Source organism: Lachnoclostridium sp. Marseille-P6806 (assembly GCF_900625025.1).
In the GTDB taxonomy this organism is placed as follows: Bacteria; Bacillota; Clostridia; order Lachnospirales; family Lachnospiraceae; genus CAG-791.
The window spans coordinates 13032-37284 of record NZ_LR130586.1 but is presented as its reverse complement, the minus strand read 5'-3'; the positions used below and the strand labels follow the sequence as shown (position 1 = coordinate 37284).

Below are 24253 nucleotides of genomic sequence, written 5' to 3'. Positions count from 1 at the left end.
CAAGTTGTAACCTCCTGCCTTATGAAACGATCAGGGCACCGGATCATATCCCCCGTGAGAAAACGGATTGCAGCGGAGTATTCTCCACAACGCGAGCAATCCGCCTTTCAGGGCGCCGTATTTTTCCACCGCCTCCAGACCGTACTCGGAGCAGGTCGGAATGTAGGGGCAGCGCGTATATTTAAGCGGGGACAGATATTTACGATAAAGCCTGATCATTGCAATCAGAATTTTTTTTGTCATTGTCATATGCTTCGACCGGTTTTTTTCTGCGATACAGCTTCGCTCTTCCGGCCAGATTCAGAAGCGCGCTCTCGATCTCATGAAATCCGGCATCCTTTGCCTTCACGCGCGCGACGACTGCCAAGTCCAAACCACTATTGAACTCTTCCTTATGCAGTCTGTAACTTTCCCGTACCAATCGGCAGATATGGTGTCTTACGACACTGTTTCCTACCTTTTTGCTGACGGAAATCCCGAGCCGGTTGCCGTCTGTCCCGTTGCCACACACATACAGAATCAGATAGGCATTCGCGTAGGATTTTCCATGTGAATAACAGTTCCTGAAATCCTCGTACTTTTTCAGCGAATTTTTCATTCTTAAAAATAACCGCCAGATTCGTTTCCCTGCCTGCGGATGATAATGGAAAAGGCCGCCGCATCAGCAAGTCCTAAGCTTCTAATGCGACAGCCTCCTCCGACAGGGTACTCCTTCAAACATTTCCATGTTATGCAGAGAGCTTCTTTCTACCTTTTAATCTTCTTGCTGCCAGAACCTTACGTCCGCCGGGAGTCGACATTCTTGCGCGGAATCCGTGCACCTTGGAACGCTGCCGTCTCTTCGGCTGGTAAGTCATCTTAGACTGTGCCATTTGCGAAACACCTCCTTTATCCGAAACCGAAACCGGTCCTTTATTCTTAATTAGAAGAAACTCCTCTAATCGATGCGCTGCTGTCCGTGTGGTAAACAGCGTTTTAATTATATATAAAGGAAACAGGGGCGTCAAGCCTTAAAAACCGCGTTTTTACGCGTGCTCCGGCCTTTTCCGGCTGCGGCTGGATATTCGTGAACACCTGTTTTTCCCGACCTTTTTTGCCTCAACAAAATATTGATCTGCAAAATTTTTATTATCAACATTTTGTGGTGATCAGAGTGAATAAATTGTGGATTCGACATTTTTTTCTATCCACATTTTGTTGATAAGTTGTGGATAATTTAATAAACAATCTGCTCTCGGTCTGGTATAAAGTGCCGGTTTTATGTTCACTGAACGATATTTCCTCCGGTGATATCCGGACAGAAAGTTATACACTTTTACACCAAAGTCCAGATGATAAGAGATTTTTACAATTTTATCAGGATTTTCCTCAGACAGATCCTCGCTTGACGTCGGACAGTAACGAATTTTCGGTTCTTCCTTCTGAGTAAGGATCCTGCTCTGGTCGGTGGGATTCAGGATCGGTTGGCCTTTTTGAGGTAAATGGTTTTCCGATACTGAGAAGGCGTCATCCCCACATATTTCTTAAAGGTTTTCATAAAATATTTGGAATCATTGTAACCGCAAAGACCCGCGATGGTCTGAATGCTTAATCTCGGATTGGTAAGCAGGTTTTTGGAAACATCAATCCGAAGGCTGTTAATGTAGGATATAATGGAATAGTTAGTGGATCCTTTAAATACTACTTCCAGGTAAGAAGGCGTATAGCCGAAGATCTTCCCGATCTGATCAACGGTGATTGGCCCTGCATAATGGGTTCGTATCCATTCCATAATGGATACGACTATCTCTGGAATTTTCTTTTCCGCAATCACGTTGGACAGCATGGATTCGTGTGACACTTCCAGCAAAATATAACTTAATAGATAGTGACTTCTCCATGTGACTCTGTAATTTTCCCGTTTCGCCATATCCAGAAGTTGACGGAAAATGGGAGTCACCTTATTTACGTTGTCCAGTTTGCCACAGGCAGGGAGGACATAATGGTTATCGTGGGCTGAATTTTTAACAAAGTCTGCGGAAATATCCAGGTTGGATCGTTTCAGAGCTCCCTGATTATGAATCCGGTAATCGGGATCATTGATATAAAAATGGACCCAATAATAGCGAAGTTTCCCGCTGCTGGGTTTTGAAGAAGTATGATTCCGGTTCGGAAAAAGGATCAGAAATTCATTCGGTCCCACAGAATACTCCGGCATTCCATCCTGTATGATATTAAGTTCTCCCTGAATCCCCACGATTAACACAAATGTGTCAATGTTGCGAGTAGGATGGACAAAACCGCTTTCACTGTCCAGAATCCCACTGGACACATATTCGACCGGGTACTTGGCATCAGAAATACAATATAACATTTGTTCACCTTTCCAATATAAATATAAGAAAAATACACCTTATTAATAGTATGAACGATTATTGCAAAATTTCTTTATACCCATATGCTATTCAAAATTAATGTTTTATTTTAATTATATCATTAAAATAACAAACAATAAACAAAATAAGTGTAATAATTACCATTTTTTATTTAACAAAACCATGTTAAATTACATCTTCTTTTTAAAAAAGAGCATCATATATCAAAGAAAAATACACCTAATATGGGGTCTGTATGTTTTATCTTGTGCGGAAGTGACTATACTTTAACTAACACAGGAGGACATCCGGAAATGTCCTGAAAGTCCAAAAAACAGAAGGAGGAAAGTATGAAAAGGAATTCATTTTTGACAGTTTTACTCATAGGAAGCCTGTCCCTTGGGCTCTTGGCCGGATGCGGTTCTGCCCCCTCCCAGGATGCCGGAATGCGCAATCAGGCCGGCACAGAAGGCGCAGACCGTGCCAGATCCGATCCCGGCGATATTGTAGAGCTCACTTTTACCGGCTGGGAGGCTTCACCTCTTGAGACAGAAGCCGTAGAAAAGGGCATCAAAATATTTGAGGAACAGAACCCTGATATTAAGGTGAGCTACACCCCGGGACTGTCTGGCGCTGAATATACAGCAAAACTTCTTTCCGCTGCATCGGCAGGATCTCTTCCTGACATTATGTTCATGCAGTCGACAGATTACAGAGCTTTCGCTTCCAAGGGAATTCTTTTGGATGTAACGGATCGGTTTTCCGGTGAATTTTCACTGGATGATTTCATTGATTCATCGCGTGAAATTATGGATTTTGATGGAAAGGTTTATGGCGTTTCTTCTTGTTCTGTTATGCCGATTATTTATTACAACAAAGACCTTTTTGATGCAGCTGGAGTGGACTATCCGAAATCCGACCCTTCCAACTGCTGGACGATGGATGCGTTTCGTGAGGTGGCAAAAAAACTGACTTCGGATGATGTGTATGGCTGCTACGGCTTTGAGGTAGACGGTATGTGGCCGGCCCTTGTCAATGAAAATAATGGACATTACTATGACCCGGCTGACAAGGCAACACCTCAGTTTGACACAACTGAAAACAAGGAAGTCTTCCAGGCTATTATGGACATTCGTTCCGTAGACGGATCTGCTCCCGATGCAACAACCCTTTCCAACGTCGGTATGACAGCCCTCCAGATGTTTGAAACGGGTAAAATTGCTATGCTCTGCGATGGATCCTGGTCTTTACAGGAGCTGGCGGCTACGGATCTGAATATCGGCATGGCTCCTCTTCCTTCCTTCAAAAAAGCTTCTTCGTCCGGACAGGCTCATCTGCACTGCATCAATGCGAAGACCGAGCATCCCGAAGAGGCGTGGAAATTTGTAAAATTTCTTTCCGGTGAAGAGTATCAGACTGAAATGATCAGTACAGGACTTTGGATGCCGAATCGCAAGAGCTGGTATACAGAAGACGGCTTAAAGATCTGGTATCGCAAAGATGTCCATGGTGACGATTATATGAATATGCTCCGTTATTTTGAGGATGCACAGGCGGATGAGAGACCGTTCACCCTTACGACAGAAACAACGGATGCGATAACTGAAGAGATGCAGTTATTCTTCTCCGGTGACAAAAGTCTGAATGATGCGATGTCAAGTGCGCAGAGCCGTATGATGGATGCCTACCGGGCTTCCATTCAATGAAATACTGTGTGAGAAAGCCTTGATGCGACAGCCCCCTGTAAAACAGGCGGATTTGTTTTTTCGAAAGGAGGGCAATCAATGTCTGGTAAGGCAGTAAAAATTAATTTTAAAAAAAAATTAAACCGGGATGATGGCTGGGCATGGCTGATGCTGGCGCCGAATGTAATCGGTTTTCTTATGTTTATGCTGGTTCCCATGGCCGCTACGTTTGTGCTCAGCTTTATGCAGTACGATATGCTGACTCCTGCCAGGTTTGTGGGATCAGATAATTACAAGACCTTGATTCATGATCCGATTGTATGGGAAGTTACGTGGAACACCATTGTCTACACCATTCTAACTGTTCCGATTGGTCTATGTCTTTCTCTGCTTCTTGCCGTGGCGCTGGATAACATTCGTCATTTTAAACGTTTTTTCCGGGGAGCTTATTTTCTGCCATCCATTACCTCTATGGTTGTCGTAGCCATTGTCTGGCAGTGGATCTACAATCCAGAATATGGAATTTTCAACTGGGTACTCAGCTGGTTCGGAATTCCGGCTCAAAAATGGCTGACCAGTTCTGCTACTTCTCTTTTATCTCTTGCTATTGTAGGAATTTGGAAGAAACTAGGTTATGATATGATCATTTTTCTTGGCGGACTTCAGGGAATTTCAACCTCCTACTATGAGGCAGCCCAGCTCGATGGAGCTTCCAAAGTTCAGATTTTCCTCAGAATTACCGTTCCCCTGCTTCGTCCCACCATCATGTTTGCTTTTATAATGGCAATGATAAGCTCTTTCCAGGTATTTGATCAGGTTAGTCTGATGACCAAGGGTGGGCCGGGAAGATCGTCATCCGTCCTGGTTCATTATCTTTACCAGAATGCTTTCCAGTATTTTAAAATGGGATATGCGTGTGCAATCGCATACCTGCTCTTTGCAATTGTTCTGATCCTGACTGCCATTAATATGAGACAAGAAAAAAGAATGAGAGAAATTTATTAATGGGGGGAATGGGGTATGAGTTCTAAGGTGAAGAAAATAATTTTTAACAGTCTTTTATACTTTATATTAATCCTGGGTGCCATTACCATGCTGGTTCCTTTTCTCTGGATGCTGTCATCCTCATTTAAATCCCTGACCGAAGTGTTCCAGTATCCTCCGAAACTGTTTGGAGAAAAATTAATCTGGGAAAATTATACGCAGATCTCCTCCCGTTTTGATTATTTTGCCTATTTTATGAACAGTATAAAGGTATCGGTCTGGGTAGTTGTGACACAGGTATTCACTTCCGCTACCGCGGGATATGTATTTGCCAAACTGAATTTTAAAGGAAGAGACCGGATCTTTCTGATGTATCTGGCAACGATGATGGTTCCCTTCCATGTGACGGTTATTACAAACTTCCTTCAGATGTCCATGTACGGTCTGGTCAACACTCTTTGGTCTTTGATGCTGCCGGCTTCGGTTTCCGCATTCGGCACTTTCATGATGAGACAATTCTTTATTACTGTACCGAATGAACTGGTAGAATCGGCCAAGATAGATGGATGCAATCCTTTTACAACCTTTATCCGAATCTGTCTTCCCCTCGCGAAGCCTACGATTGCTACGCTCAGTATTTTCTGTTTCATGAATACCTGGAATGATTACTTCACACCTCTGGTATACTTGAATGACAGCAGAAAATATACGCTTCCACTGGGGCTGGCGGCCATGAAAGGCCTGTATTCTACAAACTGGCCTGTTCTCATGGCTGCATCCTGTATTGCCGTCCTGCCTGTTCTGATCGCCTTCCTTCTTGCTCAGGATGTATTTGTCAAGGGTGTTATGATGTCCGGCATGAAAGAATAATCAATATAAAAACCACTATTTAAAGGAGAAATTATGGTACATGCTATTGAAAATCAGCCCAATATCAAACAAGTGAAAATTAATGACAGCTTTTGGGGATTTTATCAGAATCTGATTCTGAAAACAGTAATTCCTTATCAGGAGAAGATCCTGAAAGATGAAATACCAGGAATTGAAAAAAGTCATGCCATCGAAAATTTCAAAATTGCTGCGGGTTTGTCTCAGGGAGAATTCTACGGAACAGTTTTCCAGGACTCCGACCTGGCCAAGTGGATGGAAGCGGTCTCCAATGCACTGGCTATTTCAGATGATCCCTGTTTCAAAGAAAAAGCAGATACAGCGATTCAGTTGATTTCCGCAGCTCAGCAGGAAGACGGTTATCTTGACACCTATTTTCAGATCAAAGAACCAGATAAAAAATGGAATAACCTGCAGGAATGCCATGAAATGTATTGCATGGGACATATGATCGAGGCAGCAGTTTCTCACTATGAATCCACTGGGGAAACCAATTTTCTTAAAATCGGAAAAAAAATTGCGGATTGCATTGACCGCAGGTTTGGCAAAAATAAAGTCCGCGGCATTCCCGGTCACCCTGAAATCGAAATCGCTCTGATGCGCCTTTATCATGCAACCGGTGAAAAGCGCTACTGTAACCTTGCAAAGTACTTCATTGATGAGCGAGGAACAGAGCCGAACTACTTCGCCGAGGAAGCAAAAAACCGTAAGGTTTCCATTTGGTATATGGATCCGGAGGACCGGAATTACACACAGAATAACAAACCTCTTAGAGAATTGGATGAGGCGGTCGGTCATGCTGTGCGTGCCGGCTATCTCTATACTGCTATGGCGGATCTGGCAGCGGAGACAGGGGATCAGGAGCTTTATGATGCTTGCAGAAGGCTTTGGGAAAACATTGTATACAAAAAGATGTATCTGACCGGAGCAATCGGTTCTACCGCTAAGGGAGAGGCCTTCACCATCAGCAATGACCTTCCAAATGATACCATTTATGCCGAAACCTGTGCTCAGATTTCCATGATTTTCTTTACCAGAATGATGCTTAGAATAAGACCCAGCGGTGAGTATGCGGATGTTATGGAGCGAATTTTTTTTAACGGCATGCTCTCCGGCATGCAGCACGATGGAGAGAGGTTCTTCTATGTCAATCCTCTGGAAGTTGTCCCGTCCATCTCCGGAAAGCTGTTTGGCTATGAACATGTACTGCCGCAAAGACCCAGGTGGTATGCCTGCGCATGCTGTCCTCCCAACGTTGCAAGACTTCTGACTTCCATCTCCCGTTATTGCTGGGGGGAAAATGACAACACCATTTACTCACATATGTTCCTGGGAGGAGAATATACCTCTTCCTCCATTGAAGGCGTTAAACTCAATGTTTCTTCCGAGTATCCCTGGCACGGACATGTGACTTATGAAGTGGCTGCCAACAGCCAGAACAAGGAATTTTCCCTTTCGATCCATATTCCTTCTTGGGCAGAAAACTGCAAGATTATGCTAAATAGTGAGGCGATTGGATTCAGTCAGCTTACCGACGGTTACCTAACCCTTAAGAGAAATTGGAAGACCGGCGATATTCTTGACATTTCCTTTGAGATGTCGGTCAGAATGGTGTATTCTAATGCCGATGTCCGTGAGGACATAGGACTGGTTGGAGTTGTAAGAGGTCCCATTGTCTATGCATTGGAAGAAAAGGAAAATGGAGCAAAGCTCTGGCAGCTGAAACTTGAAGATAACCCTGCTTTTACAGTATCCCTGTTCAAGGATGATATGATTGATGATTATATCGGAATTGAGACAGAGGGTAAGCGAATCCATTCAAAAAAGAAAGCTCTTTATTCAAGTGAAAAGCCTCCTGTAACAAGTCAGAAGATACACTTTATCCCTTACTTTCTCTGGGGTAATCGAGGGACAGGAGAAATGAGAGTATGGATTCATCAGTAGAGTTTTATATAGAAACAGAATCAAGAGGTTTTTTACAATGAACGGAATGACAGACGGACAGACTTTCGCAAGACTGCAGCAGGAATGGGATCATATCAAGGAATATATTCAGAGGGAATATGATCTCTCATCCATTTCCTACAAGACGTGGATACAGCCCCTTACCGTAGAAAGCGTGGAGGGAAATACTGTCCATATTCTGATTCATTCCAATCACAACAATATGCTGGACTATATTTCCGGCCGCTACACCAAATTTTTTGAGGTCGCCATCACAGAGCTGCTGAACAGCAATCCCGCCACCGGGGAATATCTGGACGGCCCGGATTATCATGTCGTCTTTCTTCTCGAAACCGAGGAGCAGCTCCGCCGGGAGGAGGAGAGGCAGAACGGAAATGCCGACAATTCACAGGAGCCGTCCGGGAAAGAAGATTCCATTTATCTTGAATCCAATCTGAATCCCAGATACCGCTTCGATACCTTCATTGTCGGCGGAAACAATAAATTTGCGCAGTCCGCCTGTCTCGCCGTGGCGGAATCTCCCGGACAGGCCTACAATCCCCTCTTCATCTACGGAGGAGCGGGACTTGGAAAAACGCACCTGATGCACTCCATCGGCCACTATGTTCTGGAGCATGATCATAATAAGAAAGTTCTCTATGTCACCTCCGAGCAGTTCACGAATGAGGTGATCGAGAGCATCCGCTCCCGCAACGCCTCCTCCATGTCGAGACTCCGGGACAAGTACCGGACGGTCGACGTGCTTCTCATCGACGACATTCAGTTCATCATCGGCAAGGAATCGACGCAGGAGGAATTTTTCCATACCTTTAACGAGCTTCACGCCGCCGGAAAGCAGATCATTCTTTCCTCCGACCGACCGCCAAAGGAAATGGAGACTCTCGAGGAGCGCTTCCGCTCCCGCTTTGAATGGGGACTGATCGCGGATATCCAGCCGCCGGACTATGAGACGCGGATGGCCATTCTCCAAAAAAACACGGAGAATCAGCATATCGAGATCGATCCCGCGATTCTCGAATATATTGCGACCAACATCAAATCCAATATCCGCGAGCTCGAAGGCGCCTACAACAAGATGATCGCCTACTCGAAGCTGAACAATGTCGAAATCAATCTGGAAAATGCCAGAGAGGCGCTGAAAGACATCATCTATCCCGACAACAGCACCGTAGCTACACCGGAAATGATCGTTAATACCGTATGCGAGCATTACGGGGTCCGCGAGAGCGATGTCACAAGCCGCAAGCGCAGCAGCGAATATGTGGTTCCCAGACAGGTCGTCATGTATATCCTCCGGGAGCACACCGATCTCACGCTCGACCGGATCGGCAAGATGCTCGGCAACAAGGATCACACCACCGTCATGCACGGCGCAGACAAAATCAAGGAAGATCTGAAAGGAAACGAGGAGCTGAAAAACAATATCGAGCTCATACTGCGAAAACTCAATCTCATCAGCGGATAACGAAAGGGACTGCGAAAAGCAGTCCTTTTTCATTTATCACGACGGGTTATCCACAATTTACTGTGAATTTTTGGGGATATTGTGAACAAAATCCACAACTTTTTTCAAAAAGAGCCTCTCCCGGGCTTTTTCAGGCGGTTTTTCTTCCACCCCTATCCACTGATCAAAAACGGTCTTTCCACCGCCTTAAATTTGCTTATAGGCCGCATAAATTATATAATAGACAAGGTTATGAACAAAATCACAGACCTTACGAATACTTCTTCTTTTTCTTATCTTTTTCTTATCTTTTCTTATTAGAGATAAGAGTGCCGGACTCCCGGTGTTATGAAAACGAATAAGTGAATAAGTTCAGCATAAATTCAAAATAAATCATAAGGAGAGCGTCAATGAAAATCCTCTGCGAAAAAAAAGAGCTCGTGAATGCCATCACGATTGTATCAAAAGCGGTTCCGACAAGAACGACCATGACCATTCTGGAATGTATTCTGATCGACGCGGCCGCTCAGAAAATCACGCTGATCGCCAATGATACGGAGCTCGGCATACAGACCTCGATTCAGGGAACCATAGAGGAAAAGGGGATGATCGCCATCGACGCCGGCGTGTTTTCCGGTATTGTGAGAAAGCTGCCGGACGAAACGGTTTCCATTACCGCCTCCGGTGAGAGGGTGACGATTGTCTGCGGAAAGGCAAAGTTCGAGATCGGAGGACGGGACGGCAGGGAGTTCACGAGACTTCCCGAGCTGGAAAAGAACAACGGAATCAATATTACCGAATTTACGCTCCGCGACATCATCAACAAAACGATTTTCTCCATCTCCGACAATGACAGCAACAAGCTGATGACCGGAGAGCTGATGGAGCTTAAGCAAAATGTTCTGAAGCTGGTTTCTCTCGACGGGCACAGAATTTCCATCCGCAAGGTGGAGCTTGCCGGTTCTTACAGCGACAGGAGGCTCGTCATTCCCGGCAAGACTCTCGGGGAGATCGCCAAGATTCTCGGCGGCGATATGGAAAAACAGGTCTCCGTTTTCTTTACGGACAAGCATGTTCTGTTTGAATTTGACGAGACGGTCGTCGTGTCCCGCCTGATCGAGGGGGAATATTTCCGCATCGACCAGATGCTCTCGAGCGATTACGAGACAAGGATCACGATCAATCGCAGAGAACTGCTCGACTGTATCGACCGCGCGACGCTTCTCATCAAGGAGGGGGATAAAAAACCGATCATTCTCTCCGCGTCAGAGGAAAATCTGGAGATCCGGATTTCGACGGCCATCGGCTCCATGGATGAAAATATCGAAATTTCCATGGAGGGGAGAGAGATTATGATCGGCTTCAATCCCCGCTTCATGATCGACGCGCTCCGCGCCATCGACGACGAGGAGATTGATATTTATTTCATGAATCCCAAGGCGCCGTGCTTCATCCGCAACGCGGAGGAAAGCTATAACTATGTGATTCTCCCGGTGAATTTCACAACGGTTTGAGAATGAATAGATCCCGTGAGAAAGGGAGATGTCATGAAGGTTGTCATCAAGGATGATTTTATAAAGCTCGGGCAGGCGATGAAGCTGGCCGGATTTTCGGAATCGGGATCCGAGGCGAAAGAGGATATTGAGAACGGCTGCGTTGCCGTCAACGGCGAGATCGAGACAAGACGCGGGCGCAAGCTCCGAGACGGGGATGTTTTTTCATACGGAGGAGAGGAAGCGGTGATTGTCTCTCTTGCAGAGTGATCGCGGCGAGGGCCTCTCTGAGGGTGCCCCGGCGCGCGTCTCGCTGTGAGTGCTTCGGAATGGTGGTTTTTATGTTTATTCAATCGCTGGAGCTCTCGGATTTCCGGAATTATGAGAGGCTGCAGACAAGCTTTTCGGAGGGAACCAATATCATCTGCGGCAGCAATGCGCAGGGAAAGACCAATATTCTGGAAGCGCTCTATATGGCGGCTCTCACGAAATCCTACCGGGGGCAAAAGGACCGCGACCTGATCCGCTTCGGCCATGAGGAGGCGCATATCCGCTGCGGCCTCATGAAAGGCGGAATCGATTACCGTATCGATATGCATCTGCGCAGAAACAAGGCCAAGGGCCTTGCTCTGAACGGGCAGAAGCTCCGCCGGGCCTCCGAGCTTGTGGGAATCCTGCATATTATCTTCTTCTCTCCCGATGATCTTCGCATCATCAAGGACGGACCCTCGGAGCGGCGGCGCTTCATGGATATGGAGCTCTGTCAGCTCGACAGAAATTATCTTCATGATCTTGGCCAGTACAACCGCATCGTGGAGCAGCGGAATCGTCTTCTGAAGGATATCGCGCTGCACGGGGAGCTCGCGGATACTCTGGGGATCTGGGATGAACAGATTGTGAATTACGGTGTAAGAATCATCCGTCGGCGCGAGGAATTTATGCGCCGCGTGGGCGATATCGTCGGTGTCATTCATGAAAAGCTTTCCGGAGGCAGGGAACATCTGAAAATAAGCTATGAGCCGAATGTGACCGAGGAGCTTTTTGCAAAAAATCTCGCTTTTTTCAGAAGCCGGGATATTCGTCTTCGAATGACGACGACAGGGCCTCACAGGGATGATTTTTCCTTTGTGAGCGATGGCATCGATCTTCGGGTTTTCGGTTCGCAGGGGCAGCAGCGTACCTGCGCTCTGTCTCTCAAATTATCGGAAATCGAGCTTGTAAAGGAAATCATTCATGACAATCCGGTTCTGATGCTGGACGATGTTCTCTCGGAGCTGGATTCGGACAGGCAGAATTATCTTCTTGGCAGCATCGGCGGGATTCAGACCTTTATCACTTGCACCGGTCTGGATGAATTTGTGAAAAACCGCTTTACGATGGATCGGGTATTCCGCATCCGGGACGGCAAAATTGATCTGGATAACGGAAATCATCGGTAAAAAACGAGCGGTTCCGCGTTCTGTCCGCAGCCGTTTTGCGGCTTGTTCATTTTGGAGGAAAACATGGCAAAGCAGGATCTTGGTCTTGATGCGAATGACAAAAAGGCGAGAAATATTCTGGAGGAGCTGAATGGCAGCGCGCCGGAGCAGATAAGTGCCCCGGCTTCGGAGAGTACGGAGCCGGAGGAGATCATCATAGAGGAATACGAGGAGAACCTCCGCGAATATAAGGATGACAATGTCAAGGACACCACCGACGTCAATGAGTACACCGCCGACGATATTCAGGTTCTCGAGGGCCTTGAGGCGGTGCGCAGGCGTCCCGGCATGTACATCGGGACGACCTCCTCTCGGGGACTTCATCATCTTGTTTATGAGATCGTGGACAATTCTGTCGACGAGGCGCTGGCCGGATACTGCACGCATATCGAGGTGACGATTCACAGGGACAATTCCGTCTCCGTCCGTGACAACGGGCGCGGGATTCCCGTGGGCATCAATCACAAGACCGGAAAATCCGCGCTCGAGGTCGTGTTTACAATTCTTCATGCCGGCGGAAAATTCGGCGGCGGGGGCTATAAGGTATCGGGAGGTCTACATGGTGTCGGCGCGTCGGTCGTCAACGCGCTTTCGGTCTGGCTTAAGGCGGAGGTGAGGCAGGACGGCAGGGTCTACGCAATTGAATTTGCCCGCGGCGCGATCACAAAGCCGCTGGCGCAGGTCGGCGTCTGCCCCGAGGAGGATACGGGGACGAGAGTGACGTTCCTTGCCGATCCGGAGGTGTTCCAGGAGACGACCGTCTATGAATACGACGTTCTGAAGCAGCGCCTGCGCGAAATGGCGTTCCTCACCAAGGCGCTCCGCATTACGCTCCGGGATGAGCGCGTGGAGGAGGGAGAAAAGCTGAGGGAGCAGTCCTTTCATTACGACGGCGGAATCAAGGAGTTTGTCAGCTACATCAACCGGAGCAAGACGCCTGCCTACGAGGACATTATGTACTTCGAGGGAACGAAGAACAATGTCTACGTGGAAGTCGCGATGCAGCACAACGACGGCTATAATGAGAGCGAGTACGGCTTTGTCAACAATATCAACACGCCCGAGGGCGGCATGCACATCATGGGCTTTCATAACGCCCTGACAAAGACCTTTAACGACTACGCGAGAAAAAATAAGATCATAAAGGAAAACGAGCAGAATCTCTCCGGCGATGATATCCGCGAGGGGCTGACCGCCATCGTCAGCATCAAGATCGAGGACCCGCAGTTTGAGGGACAGACAAAGCAGAAGCTCGGCAATATCGAGGCGCGGGGCGCGACGGACAGCATCGTCTCCGAGCAGCTCACCTATTATCTCGAGCAGCATCCCGCGGTGGCAAAGGCGATCTGTGAAAAGTCCATCATGGCGCAGAGAGCCAGAGAGGCGGCGCGGCGCGCCCGCGATCTCACAAGGCGCAAATCGGCGCTCGACGGACTGGCGCTTCCCGGCAAGCTCGCGGACTGCTCGGACAAAAATCCGAAGAACTGTGAAATTTTTCTCGTCGAGGGCGATTCCGCAGGCGGTTCCGCCAAGACGGCGAGGAGCCGTGCGACGCAGGCGATTCTCCCGCTTCGCGGCAAGATACTGAATGTGGAAAAGGCGCGGGAGGAACGGATCTACGGGAATGAAGAGATCAAGGCTATGATCACGGCGTTCGGAACCGGAATACACAAGGATTTTGACATCAGCAAGCTGCGCTACGACAAAATCATCATCATGACGGATGCCGATGTGGACGGCGCGCATATCGATACGCTGATGCTGACGTTCCTGTACCGTTTCATGCCGGAGCTGATCCGGCAGGGCCATGTGTATCTCGCAATGCCCCCGCTCTACAAGCTGGAGAAGAACCGGAAGACATGGTACTGCTACAGCGACGAGGAGCTGAACCGGGTTCTGAACGAGGTCGGGCGGGATCAGAACAATCACATCCAGCGCTACAAGGGACTGGGTGAAATGGATCCGGAGCAGCTCTGGGACACGACGATGAATCCCGAGACCCGCATTTTGAAGCGCGTGGGGATCAACGAGGAGGATGAGGCGGAAATCGATCTGACCTTTACCACGCTTATGGGGGATCAGGTGGAACCGAGGCGGGAATTTATTGAGGAAAACGCGAAATTCGTGCAGAACCTTGATATCTGAGCTTCCGTTTCGGGATGGAGAGAGCAATGGACGATAAGATTTTTGACAGAATACAGGATGTGGATCTGCAGAAAACCATGAAGACCTCCTACATCGACTACGCGATGAGCGTCATCGCGTCGCGGGCGCTTCCCGATGTGCGGGACGGCCTCAAGCCGGTGCAGCGCAGGATACTCTACTCCATGGTCGAGCTGAACAACGGTCCCGACAAGCCGCACCGGAAATGCGCGCGTATTGTCGGCGATACGATGGGTAAATACCATCCCCACGGCGACAGCTCCATCTACGGCGCGCTGGTCTATATGGCGCAGCCGTGGTCGATGCGCTGCTGTCTCGTGGACGGGCACGGAAATTTCGGCTCCGTGGACGGAGACGGCGCGGCCGCGATGCGGTACACGGAGGCGCGTCTGACAAAGATTTCCATGGAAATGATCGCCGACATCGGCAAGGATACGGTCGACTTTGTGCCGAACTTCGACGAGACGGAAAAGGAGCCCAGCGTCATGCCGAGCCGTTTTCCGAATCTCCTTGTGAACGGCACCACGGGAATTGCCGTCGGTATGGCGACCAACATTCCTCCGCACAATCTGCGCGAGGTCGTCGCGGCCTGCGATAAGATCATGCAGAACCGGATCGAGGAGGACCGCGAGACCGATATCGAGGAGATTCTGCCGATCATCAAGGGTCCGGATTTTCCGACCGGCGGAATTATGATGGGTGTGTCCGGTGCTGTGGAGGCCTACCGCACCGGGAGAGGCAAGATCCTTGTCCGCGCGGTGACAGATATCGAGACGATGCCGAACGGCAAGAGCCGGATCATCGTGACCGAGCTCCCCTATCTCGTGAATAAGGCGACGCTGATTCAGAAAATCGCGGAGCTTGTCAAGACAAAGCGGGTGGAGGGCATCACGGATCTCCGTGACGAATCCGACCGCGAGGGCATGCGCATCGTGATCGAGCTCCGGCACGACGCAAACGCAAACGTGATTCTGAATCAGCTCTTCAAGCACACGCAGCTTCAGGACACATTCGGCGTCATCATGCTGGCGCTGGTGAACAACGAGCCGAAAGTCATGAATCTCATGGAGATTCTCGGCCACTATCTCTCCTATCAGGAGCAGGTCGTGACGCGCAGAACCCGCTATGAGCTGAACAAGGCGGAGGAACGGGATCATATCCTGCAGGGACTCCTCGCCGCGCTCGACAACATCGACGAGGTGGTGACCATCATCCGCCGCAGCGCCAATGTCGCGGAGGCGAGAGGCGCCCTCATGGAGCGCTTCGGTCTGTCCGAGGCGCAGGCGCAGGCTATCGTGGACATGCGGCTGCGGGCGCTGACCGGCCTTGAAAGAGAAAAAATCGAGTCCGAGCACGCCGAGCTTGTCGCCACGATTGCAAGGCTGACGGCCATCCTTGGGGATAAAAAGCTCCTTTTACAGGTCATCCGTGACGAAATGAACGCGATTGCCGAGAAATACGGGGACGCGCGGAGAACGCAGATCGATCTGTACGCGAGTACCGATATCGAGAACGAGGATCTCATCCCCACCGAGAATGTTCTGATTGCCCGGAGCTCTCTGGGCTACATCAAACGGATGAGCGTGGACAACTTCTCGGTGCAGCACCGCGGCGGCCGCGGGATCCGGGGGATGACGACCATTGATAACGATGTGACCACGGATCTTCTTATGTGCTCGAACAAGAGCTATCTGATGTTCTTTACGAACATGGGACGCGCGTTCCGCATGAAGACATGGCAGATTCCGGAGGCGGGCCGGACGGCGCGGGGAACGGCTGCCATCAATCTTCTGAACCTGAATCCCGGCGAGCGGATATCGGCCATCATCCCTCTTGTCGAGGCGGAGGAGGAAGGAAAAAACCTCTTCTTCGTCACAAAGAACGGAACGATCAAGAAGACGCCGCTCAATGATTTCCGCAACATCAACCGGAGCGGAATCATCGCCATCGCTCTGCGGGATGGGGATGAGCTGATTGAAGTCAAGCTGACGGATCGGACAAATCAGATCTACATTGTTACAAAGAATGGTATGAGCATCTGCTTTGATGAAGAGGATGCAAGGGCAACGGGCCGCAACTCGATGGGCGTTAAGGGCATCACGCTCCGGGACGGCGACGAGGTCGTCGGCATGCAGCTCAATACGCAGGGAGATTCGCTTCTCGTCGTGTCCGAAAAGGGTATGGGCAAGAAGACGGCGCTCTCCGAATTCCGTCATCAGGGGCGCGGCGGCATCGGAACCAAATGCTATCGCGTGACGGACAAAACGGGTTTCCTGATGGGCGTCAAGGCGGTTACGGACGAGGATCAGATCATGATGATCACGACGGAGGGCGTCATCATTCAGATCCGGATGGACGAGCTCCGGGATCTGAGCCGCATCACCTCGGGGGTCAGGCTCATCCGTCTGGATGAGGGCAGCACGGTCGCGCAGATCGCAAAGGTACGCAGCGGGCTTTCCCCGGACGGAGAGGAAACCGCAGAGGAGGAGGAAACCGGCGCGGCGGAGGCGGACGAGTAAGCTGCGGACTTTTCAAAAAAGTCTGTTGCCAAAAAAAGAAAACAGGACTACATTAATTGCAGTAGATACAGATCTTCAGTAGAACAGAAAGGACCGGAATATCGATCCGGTTCTTTCTTTATGAGACGTTGCTGCATGGTGGGAAGATCAAAAATACGGGATCTGTGAGAGAGAGGCGGGAAAAATGAGTACATTGGAATTACTGAAATCGCTGGCGATCATCATCGTGTTTGCCAAGGTGTTTGGCCTGCTTGCGAGGAAGCTCCGGGCTCCGCAGGTTGCGGGCGAGATTATCGCGGGGCTTCTCATCGGACCGAGTGTGTTCAACTGGGTGCAGGACGGGGATGTGATTTCGGGACTCGCGGAGATCGGCGTGATTATTCTGATGTTCAACGCCGGTCTGGAGACCAATCTCAAGCAGCTCAAAAAGACCGGGCTCAAGGCGACGCTGATCGCCTGCGGAGGCGTGTTTGCTCCGCTTGTTCTCGGAACGCTTCTTTATATGTGCTTCTACGGCTTCGCGCCCTACGGGACAAATGAGTTTTACGAGGGGCTCTTCATCGGCACGATCATGACGGCGACCTCGGTGAGCATCACCGTGCAGGCGCTGCGCGAGCTCGGAAAAATTCAGGGCTTTGTCGGTACAACGATTGTCAGTGCGGCGATCATCGACGATGTCATCGGCATTCTGGTTCTCACCTTTGTGGTGGGAATGAAAGACCCCACGCAGAATCTCGGCAAGGTTGCTCTGCAGACGGCGTTCTTCTTCGTATTCGCGCTCGGCGTGGGCTATGTGATCTATCTGATCTTCCGAAAGCTGGATGAGAGATACCGCCACACGAGACGGATTCCGATTGCCGGACTGGCGCTCTGCTTTGCGCTCGCCTATATTGCGGAGGAGTATTTCGGTGTCGCGGATATCACCGGCGCCTATGTCGCGGGCATCATTCTCTGCTCCATCGACGATTCGGAGTATATCGCCCGGAAAATGGATATCAATTCCTATATGCTCTTCGGCCCGGTGTTCTTTGCCTCCATCGGGCTGCAGACGGATCTCAGTGAAATCAATCTGGGCATTCTCTGGTTCTCCGTCGCCTTTGTGCTTGTCGCGATGGTGGGCAAGATCATCGGCTGCGGCGGAATTGCAAAGCTCCTCGGATTTACGGGCGAGGACAGCCTGAAAATCGGCGTGGGCATGATGACCCGCGGCGAGGTTGCCCTGATCGTGGCGCAGAAAGGACTGCAGGTCGGCATGGTGTCCCCGGCCTACTTCACCTCCGTGATTCTTCTTATCATCACGAGCTCCATTGTGACGCCGATTCTTCTCAAAATTCTGTATTCAAAGCACGGCGAGGCGGATTATCTCGACATGAAAAAGCCGGTGAAGCCTGCACGCCGGTAAATACAGCGGTTATGTGTCTATGAATTATATTGTTCTGGATCTGGAGTGGAATCAGGGGGATGCGCACCGGGACAGGCAGGATCCGGTCATGCCCTTTGAGATCATCGAGCTCGGCGCGGTAAAGCTTGACGGAAACCGGAAAGTTTTGGGAGAATTTTCAAAGCTCGTCCGGCCGAGCCGCTACCATACCATGCACTATATTACCGGAAAGCTCCTCCATCTCCGGATGGAAGAACTTTCCGGGGAGGCGGACTTTCCCGCCGTCATGCGGGACTTTCTGGGCTGGTGCGGAGATACGCCCTGCTTCTGCACATGGGGCCCCTCCGACCTCACGGAGCTGCAGAGAAATATGAAATACCATGGAATGGGATCGCTTTCCGACGGGCCGCTCCCTTTTTTTGATGTCCAGAAGCTCTATGCGCTGGCGCAGGGGCAGCCGAAAAACCGCTGCGCTCTGGAAACGGCGGTGGAAGGTTTCGCGCTCCCCATGGAGGCGCCGTTTCACCGGGCGTTGGATGATGCGCGGTACACGGCGCAGATTTTCCGGCGCCTTTCGGAATCGGTTCTTGTCAATTATTCCTATGACTATTTCACCCTGCCGGAGGACCGGGAGAGCGAGGTACACGTCCGCTTTGCGGGCTATACAAAATATATTTCGCGCAGCTTTCCGGAGCGGAGCGTCGCGCTTGCGGATGAGGCGGTCATGGAGACGCGCTGTCTGCTCTGCGGACGGCCGCTCCGGAAGCACCCGGTATCGTGGTTTACGCCGAACGGCAGACATTATTACAATGTTTCGGAGTGCCCTGAGCACGGGCTGATGAAAACGAAGGTGAGGATTCGCAGGGCGGAGGACGGCGGGGTCTATGTCGTCAGGACGAACCGTTTTATCGAAAGGGAAGAAATGCAGGCATTGAAAAGCCGCGCGGAGAGAGCCGAAAAGACCGGCTCTCAGAAAGAATCGGTGCGGCGGAACCGACGGTAGCCGCCGATGCTGTCGGCATTTTCATTTCTCTTCCACCGCCGCCTGCGGATGCGCCCGGGCCTCGTGTACGAGCGGATGTAGGAAATCAGGAGAATCAGAAGAAAGAGGAGCGCGGAGAGGCCCGAAAAGGCAAAAACCAGCGAGCGGCCGTCGATGTAGACCGTCCCGGCGCTGCTCCGGTGAACGAAATGAAGAAGCAGGCGGCGCGCTGCCGCCCGGCCGCGCTGGAACAGGGAAAGCTCCTCCGCGGAGGGAGCCTCCGGAAAGGAGAGATACTCGCCTGCGCTCTCATCCGGCTCGAGCAGAAGCAGCTCCGCGGAGCCGACAAAGACGGAGTGAAAATAGCAGGAAACCACCCCGCAGACGCGGCCGTTCTGTGCTTCCGCATAAGAGATCTCTGCGGTGAGATCGGAAGCGCTGCTGCGCACCGGCAGTACGGCGACGCGGTCCGGGGACAGGCGAAAGAGCGGGGAGGCGTTTCCCAGAGGCGACGATCCGCTGGAGAGAAAGGCGGGCTCCGGGGTTCGGAACAGCGTCTCGCTGTCCGCAATATTCACATGGCTGAAATTGTGGAAGCCGTAGTCGAACAGGGCGGCTGTCTCAGTGAACTGAGAAGGAGATTCGCATTTCATGACGACGGCGATCAGCGTCATGCCGTTCTGTTCGCAGGCCGTCACAAGCGTCTGCCGGGCGGCGTCCGTATAGCCGGTTTTGCCGCCGAGAATCCCCGTGTAGGGGAGGGCTCCGGTGATGAGCTCGTGCTTGTTGTTCAGCCAGAAATCGTCGGGCTGCTCCGCCGTCGCCTCGAAGTGATAGCGGGGGGTGTTTCCGATCCGGGCGCAGACGTCGTTTTCAAAAAAGGCCTGCGCAATTTTTGCGAGATCATAGGCCGTCGTGTAGTGATTTTCGTCATGGAGACCATTAGTTGTGACGAAATGCGTATGGAGGCAGCCGAGCTCCTTTGCCCGTTCATTCATCCGGCGGACAAAGGCCTCCGTGCTGCCGGCGACCTTTTCCGCCACCGCGTTGGAGACCTCGTTGGCCGAGCCGACAAGAATGCCGTACAGAGCCTCTTCGACCGTGATCCTCTCCCCGGCGTCCATGCCGATGCAGGAGGAACCCGGGGGGACGGAGGCAAGACAGCTCGCCGTGATCATTACGGTGTCGGAGAGAGAGAGCTCCTCCGCAGCGATGAGGCAGGTGAGGAGCTTCGTGGTGCTGGCCGGATAGAGCGGCTCGTCCATGTTCTTGTCATACAGCACGACGCCGGTATCCGCATCGAGAAGACAGGCCCCCTCTGCGGATATTTCCGGGCCCTGCGGCCATCCCTCGGCGGCATTGCTCCGGATGGGCAGCGCTTTCCGCGCCTCGGCCTCGGTGGCGTAATCCCGCGCGCCGGAGGCAGAAAGAATGACCTCCCCCTCCTGCACGGCGGCAGCGGATACCCGCTGCGGAAAGAGGAGCGCCGGCAGGAGGACGAGAAAGAGAACGGAAAACAGGACGAAAACGGGCGTCAGGATGGGAAGGCGCGCGGGCGCAGAAAAAAGCGGGCGCCTCATGTCACGCTCCGATCACACCGCGGATCTTTTCCTCCAGAGTGGATCTCGGGATCGCGCCGACGGCGGTATCCACCACCTTTCCGCCGCGGAAAATCAGAAAGGTCGGAATGGACATGACGCTGTATTTCTCGGCAATATCCGGGTTGTCGTCCACGTTGAGCTGGCCGACGAGAATCTTCCCTTCGTATTCTCCGGCGAGCTGCTCGACGACCGGCGCCATCATCTTGCAGGGCCCGCACCAGTCGGCGTAAAAATCGACAAGAACCGGGAGCTCACTCTGTAAGACCTCGTGTTCAAAATTGGCAGAATCAAAACGCATGCTGAAATCCTCCTTGATCTCCTGAAAGCAGGTGAGCCGCTGCGCACCGGGAAATCCGGGGAGCGGTCTCAACGTCAGTATAGCATATCGGATTTTCACGGGGTGTAAAGAAAGTCTAAAAAACGACGGGATCAGCTCTCCCGGACTTTCCTTGAAATAATATATTTGCAGATAGGGTTTCCCTTGGCGGAGAAGCGCTCCTCGTATTCCGTCATAATATTTCCTTTGCCTAAGACCTTGTCATGGTGCAGATCGAAGCTGAGGGCCTCAAGCTGAAAGCCGCCGGGTCCGATCTCCCCGAGGGCGAAATCAAAGAGACCGCGGTTGTCTGTCTTGAATTCAATGACTCCGCCCGGACGGAGAAAACGGTCGTAGAGACGCAGAAATTCCTTGCAGGGGAGGCGTCTGCCCGCCTGCGATTTTTTGGGCCACGGGTCGGAAAAATTCAGATAGATGCGGTCGATCTCACCGGGGGCGAACACATTTCCCAGAAGCTCCGCCTCGTAGCGCAGGAACAGGATATTCGGGAGCTCCGCCTCCTCCTGCTTCTGTACGGCGCGCAGAAGCACGCTGCTGTATTTTTCGATGCCGATGTAATTGACGTCGGGATTTTCCTGCGCAAGCTGCAGGAGAAAACGCCCTTTGCCGGTTCCGATTTCGAGGCGGACCGGGTTCGGGCTGCCGAAGCGCTCGCTCCACTTTCCTTTCCATTCTTCCGGATTGCCGATGACACAGGGGCTCGCGGCCAGATGCTCTTTTGCACCGGGAATATTGCGCAGTCGCATGGGAATCCTCCGTGATACGCGGTAATATATGACGCAGAGTATCCGGGCCCCCGGGAACGCCGGGGGCCGCCATAAAAACGATTGTAGCATAAAACTGCCGCGGACCGGTATGCGATGGTATAATAGACGCAGTTTTGACAGCGGACACTGCATACGGAGCGCATCGGAACAGCTATGGGGATCATGAAAAGAGAGAAGAAAACGGGAATCGCGGCGCTGCTTCTCGTCCTCTGCCTCAGTGTGGGAGCCGTCACGGGGCTTGGGGGGTGCGGCGCTTGCTCCGGGCCCGGAAACGTGCGGATCGAGCTCACCGGAGGGGAAACGGACGGGAGCGGGGAAACCGCACAGGAGAACCCTCAGACCGGGGGAGAAACGGTGCAGATTCCGCGCTTTGTGTCGGATTCCTGCGGGGACTCGGCGGCTCTGAACCGTCTGAACGGAGAGACAAAGCTCTTTACGGACGCACTTCGCAAGGCGGGGGAGAGCGAGGGTACGTGCATTGAGATCCGCTCCTATCCGAGGGAGAACAGCCGTTATCTCGAGGTCACGACAATATGCCGGCTCTCGTTTGCAGGCGACGGCGAACCGGCGCGCGCCCCGGAGGAGGAGCTCATGACGCTGGCCTACGACCGGGTGAATGACGAGGCGATCCTCTGCCGGGAGGCGCTCGCTATGGCGGGGCTCGGCGGGGATGAACTGAGCATCGCCGTCCATACCGCCTATCTCGAAGCGGGCGGAGACGGAGAGGTTGAGGCGACGGAGATGCAGGGCTTTGCGCTCGATGAAACGGGGCGGGTCGTCAGTATATATATGAAGCTCCGCATCCGGGAGGAGACAGGAACTGAGCCTGCGGAGCGCTTTTATGTTTTTGATCCCGCGGGAAAGAGCCTTGCTCCTCTCGACGAGCGGGCGCTGTGACGCGGATGCTGCGGCAGAGGACATCTTTAATAGGGATATCTGCATACGGATATCCGGACAGGGGAATATATCATGGGAAATACCATAGAAAAAAGCTATATCAGCAAGCGTTATGAAATCTGGAAAGAAGGGGAATACGCCTTTCGCATGGCAGATCGTTTCCGTCCCAATCTGGTCTGTTACCTGCACCCGGAGAGCGAGGGCGCGGAGCCCCGCCCGTGCATGATCGTGGTGCCCGGAGGCGGCTACGAGCTGGTCTCGCCCTCCGAGGGGGAGCTCGTCGCGCTCCGCTTTTATGAAAAGGGCTGGAACTGCTTTGTCTTTACCTATACGACCAATTTTCTGCGGAATGAGCCGCTCCACGACAGGGCCGAGCAGGACCTGTCCCGCGCCATCCGCTTTGTGAGAGCGCGGGCGGAGGCGTTCCGCATTGACCCCGCAAGGCTTGTGATCACGGGCTTCAGCGCGGGAGGGCATCTTTGCGGGTGCCTCGCCGTGCACCCCTCGGAGATCCGGGATCCGGATCCCGTCTTTCAGGGGATATCCAACCGGCCGGATGCGGTGATCCTTTCGTACCCCGTGATTTCCACCGATCCCGCGATCGCGCATCAGGGATCGGTCGACGCGCTGCTCGGCCCGGCGCCGACAGAGGACGCGTCCCCGGCCGAGGCCGGGGGAGATTCTTCTGCGGCCGTAAAGGCCCCTGCCGCGTCCCGCTACGCGCGAGAGCTCGACTTCTATTCCCTCGAAAAGCACGTGACAAAGGAGATGCCGCCGGTATTTGTCTGGCTCACGGCTACGGATGATCTGGTTCCGGCGGACAATAGTCTCCGCTTTGCGTCCGCGCTCCGGGCGCAGGGCGTGCCGTTCGCTCTCCATCTGTTTTCGAGTGGAAAGCACGGGCTGTCTCTCGCCACGCAGGAATGGGCAGACGGTCGCTTCGGAGAACCCTACTGCCTTGAGCAGCTCTATGAGCTTCTTGACGGATGGCAGGGCGGCAGAATTACCGACAGCGCCCGGGATGAAAAGGAGCTGCGGGCGTGGAACTATGTGCGGGAACATACGGCGGGCGCTTTCCCGGCCGGAGAACCGAATGGAGAGGTGCAGTGCTGGCCCGAGCTTGCGCAGAGCTTTCTGGAGACGGTGATGTAAAGACGGTGCTGTAAGTCCGGAGAACCGGGGCAGGAAAAGGGCTGGCTGCAGCGGCAGAGATCCGGGAGGACTTTTTGCTGAAAGACAGCCTTTTTTGTTGTACTAATTGATGAATGTTTGAAATTTTATGCAAAAACAGGCGTTTCAAACTTGTAAGCCTTGA

21 protein-coding genes are annotated in these 24253 nt (G+C 51.9%); 14 read left to right on the top strand and 7 right to left on the bottom strand.

Features of this window, described 5'->3' with window-relative positions; genetic code table 11:
* Positions 1-30 precede the first annotated feature (30 nt).
* The 4 genes from yidD to E0E20_RS12120 form a co-directional block, all read right to left on the bottom strand.
* Positions 31-243: a membrane protein insertion efficiency factor YidD gene (yidD, locus tag E0E20_RS12135; protein WP_207302877.1), complete on the bottom strand. Its 213-nt coding sequence runs from the start codon at positions 241-243 to the stop codon at positions 31-33.
* Positions 200-598, bottom strand: coding sequence for a ribonuclease P protein component (rnpA, locus tag E0E20_RS12130; protein WP_130838458.1), 399 nt, complete (start codon positions 596-598; stop codon positions 200-202). Before rnpA ends, yidD begins: the two co-directional genes overlap by 44 nt.
* Before the next feature lie 130 nt (positions 599-728).
* Positions 729-872 carry a 50S ribosomal protein L34 gene (gene rpmH / locus E0E20_RS12125; protein WP_130838457.1) on the bottom strand — a complete coding sequence of 48 codons (144 nt, stop codon included), beginning with the start codon at positions 870-872 and terminating at the stop codon, positions 729-731.
* A 581-nt stretch (positions 873-1453) separates the two neighbouring features.
* Positions 1454-2353 carry an AraC family transcriptional regulator gene (locus tag E0E20_RS12120; protein WP_130838456.1) on the bottom strand — a complete coding sequence of 300 codons (900 nt, stop codon included), beginning with the start codon at positions 2351-2353 and terminating at the stop codon, positions 1454-1456.
* Between the two features lie 351 nt (positions 2354-2704).
* Between E0E20_RS12120 and E0E20_RS12115 the strand changes: the two genes are divergently transcribed.
* From E0E20_RS12115 to E0E20_RS12060, 12 genes are all read left to right on the top strand, one after another.
* Complete coding sequence (locus E0E20_RS12115) at positions 2705-4060, top strand: ABC transporter substrate-binding protein (RefSeq protein ID WP_130838455.1); 1356 nt, start codon at positions 2705-2707, stop codon at positions 4058-4060.
* A 78-nt stretch (positions 4061-4138) separates the two neighbouring features.
* On the top strand, positions 4139-5044 hold the full coding sequence (locus E0E20_RS12110; RefSeq protein ID WP_130838454.1) for a carbohydrate ABC transporter permease: 906 nt from the start codon (positions 4139-4141) through the stop codon (positions 5042-5044).
* A gap of 15 nt (positions 5045-5059) precedes the next feature.
* Complete coding sequence (locus tag E0E20_RS12105) at positions 5060-5893, top strand: carbohydrate ABC transporter permease (protein WP_130838453.1); 834 nt, start codon at positions 5060-5062, stop codon at positions 5891-5893.
* 33 nt (positions 5894-5926) lie between these two features.
* Positions 5927-7855, top strand: a complete 1929-nt coding sequence (locus tag E0E20_RS12100; RefSeq protein WP_130838452.1) for a glycoside hydrolase family 127 protein — start codon at positions 5927-5929, stop codon at positions 7853-7855.
* Positions 7856-7892: 37 nt separating this feature from the next.
* Entirely contained in the window at positions 7893-9341 is a 1449-nt protein-coding gene (gene dnaA / locus E0E20_RS12095; protein WP_242622783.1) for a chromosomal replication initiator protein DnaA, read from the top strand.
* A gap of 389 nt (positions 9342-9730) precedes the next feature.
* Positions 9731-10834, top strand: coding sequence for a DNA polymerase III subunit beta (gene dnaN, locus E0E20_RS12090; RefSeq protein WP_130838451.1), 1104 nt, complete (start codon positions 9731-9733; stop codon positions 10832-10834).
* Between the two features lie 33 nt (positions 10835-10867).
* Entirely contained in the window at positions 10868-11083 is a 216-nt protein-coding gene (locus E0E20_RS12085; protein ID WP_130838450.1) for an RNA-binding S4 domain-containing protein, read from the top strand.
* 71 nt (positions 11084-11154) lie between these two features.
* Entirely contained in the window at positions 11155-12252 is a 1098-nt protein-coding gene (gene recF, locus E0E20_RS12080) for a DNA replication/repair protein RecF (RefSeq protein WP_130838449.1), read from the top strand.
* Between the two features lie 63 nt (positions 12253-12315).
* Entirely contained in the window at positions 12316-14436 is a 2121-nt protein-coding gene (gene gyrB, locus E0E20_RS12075; protein ID WP_130838448.1) for a DNA topoisomerase (ATP-hydrolyzing) subunit B, read from the top strand.
* A gap of 26 nt (positions 14437-14462) precedes the next feature.
* Positions 14463-16973 (top strand): DNA gyrase subunit A, encoded by a 2511-nt coding sequence (gyrA, locus tag E0E20_RS12070; protein ID WP_130838447.1) that lies wholly within the window; start codon positions 14463-14465, stop codon positions 16971-16973.
* Positions 16974-17157: 184 nt separating this feature from the next.
* Positions 17158-18375, top strand: a complete 1218-nt coding sequence (locus tag E0E20_RS12065) for a cation:proton antiporter (RefSeq protein WP_130838446.1) — start codon at positions 17158-17160, stop codon at positions 18373-18375.
* A gap of 19 nt (positions 18376-18394) precedes the next feature.
* Positions 18395-19357, top strand: a complete 963-nt coding sequence (locus E0E20_RS12060) for a 3'-5' exonuclease (protein WP_130838445.1) — start codon at positions 18395-18397, stop codon at positions 19355-19357.
* On the opposite strand, the gene E0E20_RS12055 is transcribed toward E0E20_RS12060, so the two are convergent.
* The 3 genes from E0E20_RS12055 to trmB form a co-directional block, all read right to left on the bottom strand.
* Positions 19324-20916 (bottom strand): D-alanyl-D-alanine carboxypeptidase family protein, encoded by a 1593-nt coding sequence (locus E0E20_RS12055; RefSeq protein WP_130838444.1) that lies wholly within the window; start codon positions 20914-20916, stop codon positions 19324-19326. The two genes, E0E20_RS12060 and E0E20_RS12055, sit on opposite strands and share 34 nt — an antisense overlap.
* Position 20917: 1 nt before the next feature.
* Positions 20918-21235 (bottom strand): thioredoxin, encoded by a 318-nt coding sequence (gene trxA / locus E0E20_RS12050; RefSeq protein WP_130838443.1) that lies wholly within the window; start codon positions 21233-21235, stop codon positions 20918-20920.
* A gap of 131 nt (positions 21236-21366) precedes the next feature.
* Complete coding sequence (gene trmB / locus E0E20_RS12045; protein ID WP_130838442.1) at positions 21367-22020, bottom strand: tRNA (guanosine(46)-N7)-methyltransferase TrmB; 654 nt, start codon at positions 22018-22020, stop codon at positions 21367-21369.
* 174 nt (positions 22021-22194) lie between these two features.
* Between trmB and E0E20_RS12040 the strand changes: the two genes are divergently transcribed.
* Both E0E20_RS12040 and E0E20_RS12035 read left to right on the top strand, forming a co-directional pair.
* A complete protein-coding gene (locus E0E20_RS12040; RefSeq protein WP_130838441.1) occupies positions 22195-22938 on the top strand; it encodes a hypothetical protein in 744 nt (247 codons plus the stop codon).
* A gap of 72 nt (positions 22939-23010) precedes the next feature.
* Positions 23011-24090 (top strand): alpha/beta hydrolase, encoded by a 1080-nt coding sequence (locus tag E0E20_RS12035; protein ID WP_130838440.1) that lies wholly within the window; start codon positions 23011-23013, stop codon positions 24088-24090.
* Positions 24091-24253: the final 163 nt, after the last annotated feature.